The sequence below is a fragment of the Sivoneniella epilithica UHCC 1019 genome, assembly GCF_040830845.1.
In the GTDB taxonomy this organism is placed as follows: domain Bacteria; phylum Cyanobacteriota; class Cyanobacteriia; order Leptolyngbyales; family Leptolyngbyaceae; genus ULC077BIN1.
Map to the genome: position 1 here is coordinate 55,334 of NZ_JBFPDP010000027.1, position 12,823 is coordinate 68,156.

Genomic DNA, 12,823 nt, shown 5'->3' on the forward strand with positions numbered 1-12,823 from the left:
ATGACAAATATCTCGGTTGAAAATCTCAGCATTCCTGAAGAGAAGCCCCAATCTCAACCCCCTGAGTGGCGACGATATTTTAGCTTTAGTACCGATCACAAGGTGATTGGCATTCAATATCTAGTGACTTCGTTCATCTTCTTTTTGGTGGGCGGGTTTCTGGCAATGATCGTGCGGGCAGAACTGATTACGCCAGAGTCGGATCTCGTCTCGCGACCGCTATACAACAGCCTGTATACCATGCACGGCACGGTGATGATTTTTTTGTGGATCTTTCCGTCGCTGGTGGGTCTGGCGAATTTCTTAGTGCCGTTGATGATTGGGGCGCGGGATATGGCGTTTCCCAAGTTAAATGCTGTTGCATTTTGGCTCGTGCCTATCTTTGGCATTTTGCTGATGTCTAGCTACTTTTTGCCCAATGGAACGGCGCAAGCGGGTTGGTGGTCTTACCCGCCCGTGAGTTTGCAAAATCCGTCGGGAAGTTGGCTAAGCGGTCAATTCGTCTGGATCTTAGCGGTGGCAATTTCTGGAGTCTCCTCGATTATGGGAGCCGTCAATTTTGTTGCCACCATTTTCAAAATGCGGGCACCGGGCATGACGTTGCTGCGGATGCCTGCGTATGTTTGGGCGGTACTGAGCGCTCAGTTAATTCAACTCACGGCGCTGCCTGCGCTCACGGCGGGAGCAGTGATGCTGCTGTTAGATCTAGTGGCAGGCACCAGTTTCTTTGATCCAGAACGCGGCGGCAATCCGGTTCTATACCAGCATTTTTTCTGGTTCTACTCCCATCCGGCGGTATATGTGATGGCGCTGCCTGTGTTTGGTATATTCTCAGAAATTTTGCCGGTCTATTCCCGCAAGCCGCTGTTTGGCTATAAAGTCGTCGCCATTTCTTCGCTGCTGATTGCTGGAGTAGGCATTTTTGTGTGGGTGCATCACATGTATGCCAGCGGGACTCCAGGCTGGATGCGGATGTTTTTTATGGTGTCTTCCATGTTCGTTGCGGTGCCTACAGGCATCAAAATATTTGCTTGGACGGCGACCGTTTGGCGAGGCAAAATTCGGCTACAAACCCCAATGTTATTTGCGCTGGGCGCGATCGTCATGTTTCTGTTTGCCGGGATTACGGGCGTGATGCTGGCGGCAGTACCCTTTGATATTCACGTCAACAACACCTATTTTGTGGTGGGTCACTTCCACTACATTGTCTATGGCACGCTAACGATGGGGCTGTTTGCCGCGATTTATCACTGGTTCCCCAAGATGACTGGGCGCATGTATAACGAGGGGTTGGGAATTCTTCACTTTATCCTGGCATTTGTGGGCACGAACCTCAACTTTTTTCCCATGCATCCGTTGGGGTTACAGGGAATGGTGCGGCGGATTTCATCCTATGACCCGGAGTATGCATTTTGGAATGTGATTGCCAGTTTGGGTGGTTTTTTGCTGGGCATGTCTACACTGCCGTTCATTTTGAATATTGTCGGGTCGTGGGTGCAGGGTGAAAAAGCGCCGGATAATCCTTGGCGGGCGATCGGCTTGGAGTGGTTAGTGTCGTCGCCACCACCCGTGGAGAATTTTGAAGAACTGCCGATCGTAGTGTCGGGTCCCTATGGCTATGGTCTTGATAAGCCTTTAGTGGGAAATGAAGCAGCACTCAAGCCGCAGTAATTTTTAAGTTTAGTTTTGTCCATTCATTCTGCAAGGAAACAGCTATGGATTCAGCCACAGAGCCATTATCAGAAACATTGAGTCAAGCTCATGAGAGTGAACATGAACATCATGGACATGATGAACAGGCGACGAGTCTGTTTGGCTTTATCGTGTTTTTGCTGTCGGAAAGTGTAATTTTTCTCAGCTTCTTCGCGGGGTATATCGTACTCAAAACTACGGCTCTTAATTGGCTACCCGATGGCGTGGAGGGCTTGGAAGTATCCACTCCTGCAATCAATACAGTGGTGCTGGTTTCGAGTAGTTTTGTAATTTATTTTGCGGAAGAGGCTCTGAAAAAGCAGCAGATGTGGCTATTTCGAGGGTTATGGTTGCTCACTTCAGCAATGGGGATTTACTTTTTGGCAGGGCAGGCGATCGAGTGGAGTGAGTTGCAGTTTGGGCTAACTTCAGGCGGATTTGGTGGCACATTTTATCTGCTGACTGGTTTCCACGGTCTGCATGTTTTGCTGGGAGTCCTATTGCAGTTCTACATGCTGTTCCGTTCCTTTAGACCCGGCAACTATGACAAAGGACACACCGGAGTGACAGAAGTCTCTTTGTTTTGGCACTTTGTCGATGTTATTTGGATTATTTTGTTTAGCTTGATTTATTTGTGGAAGTAAGGTGAGAGGCGAATGGCGAATGGCGAATGGCGAATTCAAAACTCAAAACTCAAAACTTTCTGCAATCTTTAACCCAACCCCGAAACCTAACACTCGACACGGAGAATCTGCATGATTATTGAAGACCAGTATTACGATGTGATCATTGTTGGAAGTGGTGCGGGCGGCGGGACTCTAGCATATAAGCTGGCATCTACAGGCAAGAAAGTTTTGTTGCTGGAACGGGGCGACTTTATGCCGTTGGAGGAGCAAAACCGCAGCAACATCGATATTTTCAAAAAGGAGCGCTACCATGCGCCCGAACAGTGGTACGACGTAGCGGGAGAACCGTTTTCACCGCAAACGAACTATGCCGTTGGGGGAAATACCAAGATCTGGGCGACGGCGCTGATTAGAATGCGATCGCGTGATTTTGAAGCGGTGAATCACGAGAAGGGCGTTTCTCCAGAGTGGTGCTTGAAATACAGCGATTTTGAACCGTACTACACCGAGGCGGAACAGCTTTACAAGGTGCATGGCACGATGGGAGATGATCCGACGGAGCCGCCCCATAGCGGTGAGTATGCCTATGACGCGATCGCCCATGAGCCACAGGTTCAGCAAATGGTGGACGCGATCGCAAAACAGGGAGTCCATCCAAATTCTTTACCTTTAAGCCTCACTGACGAAAGTGATGACCCGACCAATGATTCGCAGGTTAGCAGTATCATGCCAGCCCTCAAACATCCCAACGTCACCCTCAAAACGTCTACTAAAGTGACCCATTTATATACCAATCCTTCTGGAACCGCGATCAAAGCGGTGGGAGCAGAAATTGGCGGCAGACCCTACCTGTTTTTGGGTGATATTGTGGTGCTGGCTTGTGGTGCGGTCAACTCGGCAGCAATCCTGTTGCGATCGGCTAGCGACGCTTGCCCCAACGGAATTGCCAACAGTTCTGATTTGGTGGGGCGCAACTTAATGAAGCATCGCCTCTCTGCCGTGGTGCAACTCAGTTCTCCAAACTCCGGCAAGTTTTATCGCAGCGTTAGCGTCAACGATTTTTACTGGGGTGAACCCGGCTTTGAGTTTCCGATGGGGCACATTCAAAACACGGGTGGGTTACTGCAAGACATCACCTTTGCCGAGTCGCCGCCGTTCTTTTCGGGTTTGGCGCAAGCAATACCAGGGTTTGGATTGAATCAACTGGTATCGCGATCGCTGGGCTGGTGGGTGCAGACCGAAGATTTGCCCAATCCCAAAAACCGCGTTGAGGTGGATAGCACCAAACTGCACTTATTGTATGAACCGAACAATACCGAAGCCCATGAGCGGCTAGTCTATCGCTGGACGGAAGTATTGAAAGCCGCAGAGAAAACCTTGGAGCAGGGAATTTTTCAACGAAGTGCGCTGTATCCTAACGGTGAGATGCCAATGCAGGTGGTTGCGAATCAGTGTGGCACCTGTCGGTTTGGCGAAGATTCGGCAACCTCGGTGCTAAACGCCGATTGTCGCGCTCACGATGTAGATAACCTATATGTGGTAGATAGCAGCTTTTTCCCGTCTAATCCAGCGGTCAGTCCTGCGTTAACGATTATTGCCAATGCCCTCAGAGTCGGCGATCGCATCATTGAACGACTGAAGTAACTGTTAGATTGCTAGAACACCAGCCGAGATGAATCCCACGGCATTGTTTCCTCCGTTGCTACATCCGTAAGTGACGGATAACACCCCAAAATCCGTACTTAACCTACCAGCTTTCGATTTAATTCCTTAAAAACAGGGACTTATCCAGCAAAACTGACAGATAGTCCCAAAAACATGGGTGTTTATCCAGCAAGTATGACGTTGGATACATAGTTATACACCACTAACCTTCCTCGAAATGAAATTTTAGATGTAAGTAGATCTATCTATAGAAAAATCTAAAAATATTTCGGCATCCAGCTTTAGCTATTATTAATTTTTAAGAATGACTAATAGCCCATGATAGAAACCATCAATCAGTCTCAAGAAACGACTATTCTGGAGAGCTTTCTAGAATTGGTGAAATCGCCTTATGGAGATTTCGCTGCCATTGGTAAGCTTTCCCATGTTCTGAATGATCCGGCTACACTCCAAAAAATTGTGGCATTTCTCAGTTTGACTCCCCGAGGCAAACAAGCTTTTGTAGACCGCCCCTTGCTGGGAAAAATCGATTTACAGCAACTGCATCAATTACCGAACCATACGCTGGGTCATTTATATGCCGATCACATGATCAGAAATGGATTTACTCCACAGCCTATTAAAGAAATTGCAAACGATCCGTTTGTGTTTTTGGGTGCTCACATTGGTGAAACTCATGACATTTGGCACGTCGTTACAGGGTGTGATACTGATAAACCGGGGGAGGTTCAACTAGAAGCTTTTTATACTGCACAGCTTGATCCAGACCGTTTATTTCTAGCCCTGCTTGCTAAGAATTTACTCAAAACCGCAATGTACGAAGTTGAACTCTGTGAGCAGATTATGGATGGGTTGACGCAAGGTTGGATGATGGGAAAACGGGCAAAACCACTGTTTGGCATTCAATGGAACAGATTATGGGCAATACCGTTAGAAGAAGTACAGACATCTTTGAATATTGCATCGATTTAAGCGCGATCGCCCACAATGCTGGGGGTGAAAGTGCGATCGTGAGCCAGCAGGTTTAGTCAGCAAAAAATGGGCTCGCTAAAAGCATGTCCTCGCCAAAGTTCATCGAACCGAAGTTGCGATGTATAACACGGCGTTGCAACGGGCGGAACCAAGTTTCTATGGTTCATTTTGCAGCTTCTGCCGCCGCTGAACTTGCCGTTATCCTCATCCTCTATCTTTTCAGGTTTGAGCAGGGGGAAAGCGATCGCTACAAATCACTTTGATATTCAATTACAGCAGCGATCGCGATCGTGATTTCCACCATTGTTTCGTCTGAAAGTTGTCCTAACTTTTGCAGAAATCTTTGAACATCAACTCCTCGTAATTGCAGTGCATCAACGGCTGATAGTTTTGAAAGACCATTCTCTGCATTTGGCTCAAGTTGAATATGCCAAAGATTCTGATTGAAATACTCTTTCCAGTCTGTGATTGGGGCGATTAACTTAATCGGCAGTTTGCCAACCGCAGCCGAGCTAATGACAACCGCAGGTCGTGCCTTACGAATCTCAGTTCCTATCGTCATGGTCAAAGTTAACCGTCCAAACTTCTCCACGCTTAGGCACTGGTCTAGTACTCAACGCAGTCACCTATCTCCAACTCACGCCATTCTGTCTCTTGTTGATAGTGGTCTACGATCGCTTCAGCCTGCTGTGCGAGAAGTTGATGACGCGCTTGCAGAGAAAGCTGCATAAAGGTACGGCGATCAACATGACTTTGAGCCAGAATATCTGAGCTAGACGGTTCAGCGATCGCTTTCAGCAGTTTATGCTTTTCAGTCTGATTAAGCGCTTGAGCCAGACGTAGCGCTTCTTCGTATCTAGACATTGGCTTCATATAACAACCTTAGATTCTAGTGTAGCCGCGATCGCGTTTTCATCTAGTTCACATTTCTAGGCAAAGTAACTTTCATGCCAGTTATTCCTCTTCAGCTTTTTCGGGTTTGAGTAAGGGGAACGCGATCGCGTCACGGATACTGGCACAATCGGTGAGAAGCATCACTAGGCGATCGATGCCGATGCCCAATCCTCCCGTGGGCGGCATTCCATACTCCAACGCCGTGACAAAATCCTCATCGACGCTGTGGGCTTCTAAGTCGCCTGCTTCTTTGCGATCGGCTTGGGCTTGCAAACGCTGCAACTGATCCACCGGATCAGTTAATTCTGAAAAACTGTTTGCCGTTTCGCGCCCCACCATGAACAGTTCAAACCGCTCCACCAAACCGGGCTTAGAGCGATGGGGTTTCGCCAGGGGCGAAATTTCCACGGGATAATCCAGCACAAAGGTCGGCTGAATCAAGGTTTCTTCCACGGTTTGTTCAAACGCCTGATTTAGCAAAGCGCCGATGGATTCTGCCTTTTCCACACTATGCAATCCCGCTTGAGTCGCGGCAGCTTTGGCTTCTTCTAAAGTGGTAAACGCTGCAAAATCAATCCCAGTCTGCTCTTTCACCGCCTCATGCATCGTCACTCTGCGCCAAGGAGGAGTCAAGTCTACAGGTTCGCCTTGATAGGTAATTTTCAAAGTGCCCAAGACATCCTGAGCGGCGGTGGTAACGATCGCCTCGGTCAGCGTCATCATGTCGTTGTAATCCGCATAGGCTTGATAGACCTCAAGCGTCGTGAATTCGGGGTTGTGACGGGTAGAAATGCCCTCATTGCGAAACACCCGCCCCAGTTCAAACACCTTCTCAAAGCCGCCCACAATCAGCCGTTTCAGGTGTAGCTCCGTGGCGATCCGCAGATACAGGCTCATATCCAGCGTGTTGTGATAGGTGATGAAAGGGCGCGCTTCGGCACCACCTGCTTCGGTTTGCAGCACGGGCGTTTCGATTTCAATAAAACCCTGCTGATCCAGGTAGCGGCGCATGGAAGCCGTAATCAACGCCCGTCGCCGAAAGGTTTCCCGCACTTCGGGGTTCACAATCAAATCTACATAGCGCTGACGATAGCGCTTTGCCACATCGGTTAAACCGTGCCATTTATCCGGCAAGGGCAACAGGGATTTGGTCAGCATGGCGTATTCCCGCACATAGACCGACAGTTCGCCTTTTTCGGTGCGCTTGATGCTGCCCGTTACGCCAATAATATCGCCTGTGTCAGTCAACTGCTTCAGGTGGTCAAAGGCGCTTTCATCCTTCGCTGCCATCGTTTCCTGAATCCGGCTTTTTTCTAAATAAAGCTGAATCGTGCCCGTTTCGTCTTGCAACGTGAAAAACGCCAGTTTGCCAAAGACGCGCTTTGCCATGATCCGTCCCGCGATCGCCACTTCCACCGCTGCCTCTTCGCCATTGGGCAAATCCACATACTTGGTCTGCAACTCAGCGGCGTGGTGAGTCGATTCCCAGCGATAGGCGTAGGGCGTTAACCCCACTTGCTGCAACTGTTCTACCTTTTCGAGGCGAGTAGCGCGGATTTCTTCGAGGGTGCTTTGTGGGTCAGATGGGGCTTGGGCGCGATCGCGAGACATAGCGGCTGGTTTTGAAGATTACAAGTCTTAATTATGTCGCAGCGAACGAACGATTAAACCCCAAATCTGGAAAGCATTTGGAACTCCACTCAATCGCTACTGCTCAAACGAAATTAAAAGCTTGCGTAGCAATTGATCCAAAGCTTGACGTTCCGCTTCTTCTAAACCGCTAACGAGACGATGCTCATTGGCAACATGAGCTTCCACCGCTTTTTCAATCAGATTAAACCCTTTGTCGGTCAACTGAATCAACGTCCCTCGGCGATCGCCCGGATCAGGCGATCGCTTCACTAAACCAGCCTGTTCTAAGCGATCAATTCGATGCGTCATCGTGCCAGAGGAAACCATCATCGTGTTGAAGAGCGCAGTCGGCGAAAGCTGATACGGCTGTCCCGTGCGGCGTAAGGTTGCCAACACATCAAATTCGCCAAAATTCAAGTCAAAGTCTGAAAAGGTCGCTTGCAGCCCTCGCTCTAAGTGTTTCGTCAGTCGCCCTAGCCTACCAATGATGCTCATGGGTGACACATCTAAGTCAGGGCGCTCTTTCTGCCATTGCGCCAAAATCTGATCGACTGGATCGACATTCATTGAAGTGCTACTCACCTAAAAATCTTGATGTCAACCATCTTACCATCAAGATAAATGCTAGTATCTTGATGGTAAGTATCTTGATGTTGAGATAAAAACCATGAAGACACCGACTGCTCGCCTGTCCGACATTCTGCTGACGGCTCTAGCACCGATGCTCTGGGGAACAACCTATTTTGTAGCAACAGAACTGCTGCCGCCCAATCATCCACTCTTGGTAGCTTCCTTGCGATCGCTGCCGATTGGTCTGCTGCTAATCGCATGGCTGAGACAACTGCCTCAAGGCGTTTGGTGGTGGCGGATTTTGCTCTTAGGCAGTCTCAATATCGGTCTCTTTCAAGCACTATTATTTGTAGCGGCTTATCGTCTTCCGGGTGGGGTTGCAGCAACCGCAGGCTCAATTCAACCTTTATTAGTCGTCTGGTTTTCCTGGATCATCTTGCATGAAAAACCGTCTAAGCGATCGATTGTGGCAGCGATCGCGGGTTTGATTGGCGTTGGGTTGCTGGTTCTAGGTCCTATGGCACGCCTTGATAGTGTCGGGATTGCTGCCGCGATCGCAGGTGCCGCAACAATGGGGTTAGGAACCGTGCTAGGCAAACAGTGGAAACGCCCAGCCTCGCTATTGGTCTTTACAGCGTGGCAGTTAGCCGTCGGCGGACTTGTTCTGCTGCCCATTGCTTTAATAGTTGAAAAACCCATCACGCTTCTCTCAACAACTAACCTGTTGGGCTTTGTTTATCTAGGCGTAGTCGGCACTGGGCTTGCTTATACACTTTGGTTCCGGGGAATTGATAAACTCAAAGCATCGGCTGTTTCGTCTTTGGGATTAATGAGTCCTGTTGTCGCAACACTGATTGGATTCGTCTTCTTGCATCAAACCTTGACACCTATTCAACTGCTTGGGATGGCGATCGTGTTGATTAGCGTTTTGATCGGGCAACAAACGAGATAGGGACATCAACGCTTCTCTAGACTTTGAAGTCAAAGCGGCAAGAAACAACTTGGAGGCTTATGCCTTCGGTTTGTCTGTCTTGATTTGTCTGTCTTGAACAGAATCACTCCATCATCCTGTTAGCTTGTTATGGTAGTTCAGGGCGCGATCGCGCTTTCAAGCTCAACTGTGGCAATTAGCAAGTTACGCTAGCGGTCAATCTGGGCAACCTGAGAATGCAGAGTTTTAGCCATAACCTCCCCATGAGACACAGCAACCGTAGCAGAACTATCGTTTTGATTGGCACCGCCCTGTTGTTTAGCCTTGGGCTTGCCTGGTTCTTGAAACGCGCAGGCAATCCGCTTCAATCAATTGGCTCCAAAAATGATGGCAGTGCTAGCGCGATCGCGGCAGAAACAAAAACTACCATAGGCATGAATCTGTCAGGCATTGCTGATTGGTCAAGCCAATGGCCATTTGTGGATGCGTTTAAAACCTCTCGTGCCTGGATTCCACAGCGGCAAGGCGCAGCTTGGGGACAAGGTGGCACGCTCAAGCTAACTCGTGAGGGCTGGATTGCCTCCCTGGAACCCGGACAAACTGCTGAAACCGTGATGATGATTGGCAAAAATTTTCCTTCTGGAAAGTATACGTTGCTATACGACGGCGATGGCAAAATTGGCTTTACTTTTGATACCGCCAAAATTATCAGCCAGTCTCCCGGAAAGATGATGGTGGATGTGGCGATCGACGGTGAAGGCGTATTTCTCAAAATCTTGGAGACGAATCCCAGTAACCCCATTCGCAATATTCGCTTCATCATGCCGGGATATGAAAACACCTATAAAACTCAGCCGTTTCATCCCATTCTTTTAGAGCGGTTAAAGCAATTCAACACGCTCAGGTTTATGGATTGGGCAGCAACCAACAATTCCAAGCTGGTGAACTGGAGCGATCGCGCCACCCCCAATAGTGCATCTCAAGCAAGCGGCAAAGGCGTAGCGTTAGAACACCTGATTCAACTGGCAAACACCCTTAAAATCGATCCATGGTTTACCATTCCAGCCCAAGCCAATGATGACTATGTGCGAAATTTTGCCGTAATGGTGCGCGATCGCCTTGATCCGTCGCTCAAAGTACATGTGGAATATTCCAACGAAGTCTGGAACAGCCTGTTCAGTCAGGCAAAATATGCAGGCGAGAAAGGACTGGAGCGGCGGTTAGATGATACCAGTTGGGGCGCAGGCTTGCGCTACTACTCAGAGCGTTCCGTGGAAATATTCAAAATTTGGGAAGAGGTCTTTGGGGCAAACCGCAAACCGCGCTTGGTAAGAGTCCTGGCAGGGCAGGCAGCTAACCCTTGGACAGCAGAGCAAATCTTAGGCTGGAAAGATGCTTATAAACATGCTGATGTCTATGCGATCGCACCCTACTTTGATGGCTTAGGGGATGACGACAAAGACGGTTGGAGCAACCTCAACGATGTCAAAAATATCAGCACCACCATTAACCTCACCTCCGATCAAATCATTGACGGCATGATCAAAGAAATTCCCACAGAAATTAAAGCGATGTTTGAGGGCAATGCCACGGTTGCCAAACGCTTTGGGGTTGCCCTTTTTGCCTATGAAGGCGGCTCTCACCTAACCAGCTATCAGTTTCCTCAAGACAAAGTGGCTAAAATGACGACCCTTTTTACTGCCGTCAATCGTCATCCTCGCATGAGAGAAGTATACAAAGCCTATCTCAATCAGTGGAAGCAAAGCGGCGGCAAGCTGTTTAACCAGTTCAACGATGTCGCAGCACCGAGCAAATGGGGCTTTTGGGGGGCACTGGAATATCAAAATCAAGATATCAACACTGCTCCAAAATACCTGGGTCTAACAGATTTTATTCGCGCCAACCCCAAAAAGCAGACAAACTCCATAGGGTCAAAAAACACTTTGAAAGGGCAGTAGAATTGAGGCTTAAAGGACACTTCATTGATCTGATTTGAGGTGATTATGGTTCCAAAGACTCATAGACTATTGGCAACCGATGCAGTAATCCACATCGAGCAGGATGATCCGCCGCGATCGCCCAAAGATATCCTGCCAACAATGTATGATTTGCCCAGTGAAGATCCAGAGGAGCCTGGTTTGCCCGATGAATTTCATGACCTCCAACCCCAACTCCTGAGCCGAACGCTGAGTTTGAAAGGCTATAGCAGAGAGAACTGTTTCACCGCTTCCGACCTCAACCTCTACTACACCATCCGTCATCCGCTGTGGCACAAGCGTCCAGATTGGTTTTTGGTCGTCGATGTTCCTCGGTTGTATGAGCAACGAGATTTGCGCCGCAGTTATGTACTTTGGCAGGAAGACAATCCGCCTACAGTAGTGGTCGAGTTTTTATCGCCGGGAACTGAAGCAGAAGACTTGGGGCGCTTCTATGATAAAACGGCTAAGGATTCAGAGGGTGAGTCAACTAATCCTGCTGTTAGCTCGATCGTTTCCAATGGAGATCATGATGCGAAGACAAAGCCGCCCGGAAAATTTGAATTGTATGAAACGCGGTTGCGGGTGCCACATTATTTTGTCTACAGCCGTTTTACCCAACGCTTACGGTACTTCAAGCTAGAAGGCGGGCAGTATCAGGAACAACCCCTCAACCCAGAAACGCCATTAGCGTGGTTGCCAGACTTGGAGATTGGCTTGGGTATCTGGCAGGGTGACTTTGAGGGAGTGACCGCGACCTGGTTGCGCTGGTGTGATCAGATGGGAAACTGGCTGCTAACGGATACGGAACAAGCCCAGCAACAATTTGAACAAGAGCGCCAAGAAAAAGAACAAGCTCAAACTCAACTGCTGCAAGCGGCTTACAATTTACTAGCAGCGGGGATGAACTTGGAGGAAGTGACGCAAATGTTGAATTTGTCAACGGCGCAAGTTGCAGCGATCGCCGCTTAAACTTCAACCTGCTGCTTGGGGTAACTCCGTAAATAAAGGAATACAGTTATGAGTCAAGTGCAAACCATCGTGTTGGTTCACGGTTTTTGGACAGACGCATCTAGCTATAGTGAAATCATCTTGGCATTGTTGGCAGAAGGCTACGAAGTGATTGCGGTTCAAAACCCACTTACGTCCTTGGCGGATGATGTTGCGGCAACAAAACGCGCTTTAGCTCGGATCAAAGGTTCCTGTATTCTGGTGGGTCATTCTTGGGGCGGCATGGTGATTACCGAAGCTGGCAACGACGAACGAGTCTCTGGCTTGGTCTACATTGCCGCACTAGCTCCTGATGCTGGCGAATCGATGATGGATTTGTTGAGTCAATACGAAGCCCCGTCTGCATCACAACATTTTCAAGAGCAAGACGGCTTTATTTGGATTTCAAAAGAAGGAATACAAAGAACCTTTGCAGACGACCTTTCACTCGAACAATCAGCACTGATATACGCAACTCAAACCGCACCATCTACAGCCCTACTGACCGCAAAAGTAGAATCGCCAGCATGGAAAAATAAGCCAAGCTGGTATATTGTCGCGAGCAATGACCAAGCTGTTTCACCCGATTTTCAGCGGGATACGGCAAAACGGATCGGGGCAACAACGGTTGTTGTGGAATCAAGCCATGTTGCCATGATGTCTCATGCAAAAGAAGTTTTGGACGTAATCAGGGCGGCGGCAGCTAGCAACTAGCTAATAGAACGTGCTGTTGAACAATAGCTTAGTCATCGAATTAAAAGTGCAAGCAGAAAGTGTCGTCCAATTTGTGACGAGCCACCTAGTAGGCTGTCAACTTTATTTTGGTGGATAGATGGGAGAGAATAGAGCGGCAGCTACCTCTGAACCAATCATGC

At 48.7% G+C, this 12,823-nt stretch carries 12 protein-coding genes; 8 read left to right on the plus strand and 4 right to left on the minus strand.

Features of this window, described 5'->3' with window-relative positions; genetic code table 11:
* The 4 genes from AB3R30_RS16580 (at window position 1) to AB3R30_RS16595 (ending at window position 4,955) form a co-directional block, all read left to right on the plus strand.
* Complete coding sequence (locus tag AB3R30_RS16580; protein ID WP_458650317.1) at window positions 1-1,671, plus strand: cytochrome c oxidase subunit I; 1,671 nt, start codon at window positions 1-3, stop codon at window positions 1,669-1,671.
* 44 nt (window positions 1,672-1,715) lie between these two features.
* Window positions 1,716-2,336, plus strand: a complete 621-nt coding sequence (locus AB3R30_RS16585; RefSeq protein WP_458650318.1) for a cytochrome c oxidase subunit 3 — start codon at window positions 1,716-1,718, stop codon at window positions 2,334-2,336.
* Between the two features lie 111 nt (window positions 2,337-2,447).
* Complete coding sequence (locus tag AB3R30_RS16590; RefSeq protein ID WP_458650319.1) at window positions 2,448-3,962, plus strand: GMC oxidoreductase; 1,515 nt, start codon at window positions 2,448-2,450, stop codon at window positions 3,960-3,962.
* Window positions 3,963-4,301: 339 nt separating this feature from the next.
* On the plus strand, window positions 4,302-4,955 hold the full coding sequence (locus AB3R30_RS16595) for a Coq4 family protein (RefSeq protein WP_458650320.1): 654 nt from the start codon (window positions 4,302-4,304) through the stop codon (window positions 4,953-4,955).
* 247 nt (window positions 4,956-5,202) lie between these two features.
* Here the strand turns inward: AB3R30_RS16595 and AB3R30_RS16600 are convergent, their stop codons facing one another.
* The 4 genes from AB3R30_RS16600 to AB3R30_RS16615 form a co-directional block, all read right to left on the minus strand.
* Window positions 5,203-5,517, minus strand: a complete 315-nt coding sequence (locus AB3R30_RS16600; protein ID WP_458650321.1) for a type II toxin-antitoxin system PemK/MazF family toxin — start codon at window positions 5,515-5,517, stop codon at window positions 5,203-5,205.
* Between the two features lie 44 nt (window positions 5,518-5,561).
* Window positions 5,562-5,819, minus strand: coding sequence for a hypothetical protein (locus AB3R30_RS16605; protein ID WP_458650322.1), 258 nt, complete (start codon window positions 5,817-5,819; stop codon window positions 5,562-5,564).
* A 90-nt stretch (window positions 5,820-5,909) separates the two neighbouring features.
* Complete coding sequence (gene lysS, locus AB3R30_RS16610) at window positions 5,910-7,460, minus strand: lysine--tRNA ligase (RefSeq protein WP_458650323.1); 1,551 nt, start codon at window positions 7,458-7,460, stop codon at window positions 5,910-5,912.
* A gap of 96 nt (window positions 7,461-7,556) precedes the next feature.
* Entirely contained in the window at window positions 7,557-8,063 is a 507-nt protein-coding gene (locus tag AB3R30_RS16615) for a MarR family winged helix-turn-helix transcriptional regulator (RefSeq protein ID WP_458650324.1), read from the minus strand.
* 85 nt (window positions 8,064-8,148) lie between these two features.
* Here AB3R30_RS16615 and AB3R30_RS16620 point away from each other — a divergent pair, with 85 nt between their 5' ends.
* From AB3R30_RS16620 to AB3R30_RS16635, 4 genes are all read left to right on the plus strand, one after another.
* Window positions 8,149-9,003 (plus strand): EamA family transporter, encoded by an 855-nt coding sequence (locus AB3R30_RS16620; protein ID WP_458650325.1) that lies wholly within the window; start codon window positions 8,149-8,151, stop codon window positions 9,001-9,003.
* 242 nt (window positions 9,004-9,245) lie between these two features.
* Window positions 9,246-10,940, plus strand: a complete 1,695-nt coding sequence (locus AB3R30_RS16625) for a hypothetical protein (RefSeq protein WP_458650326.1) — start codon at window positions 9,246-9,248, stop codon at window positions 10,938-10,940.
* Between the two features lie 45 nt (window positions 10,941-10,985).
* Window positions 10,986-11,930, plus strand: a complete 945-nt coding sequence (locus AB3R30_RS16630; protein ID WP_458650327.1) for a Uma2 family endonuclease — start codon at window positions 10,986-10,988, stop codon at window positions 11,928-11,930.
* A 48-nt stretch (window positions 11,931-11,978) separates the two neighbouring features.
* Window positions 11,979-12,662: an alpha/beta fold hydrolase gene (locus AB3R30_RS16635; protein ID WP_458650328.1), complete on the plus strand. Its 684-nt coding sequence runs from the start codon at window positions 11,979-11,981 to the stop codon at window positions 12,660-12,662.
* The last annotated feature ends 161 nt before the right edge of the window (window positions 12,663-12,823 follow it).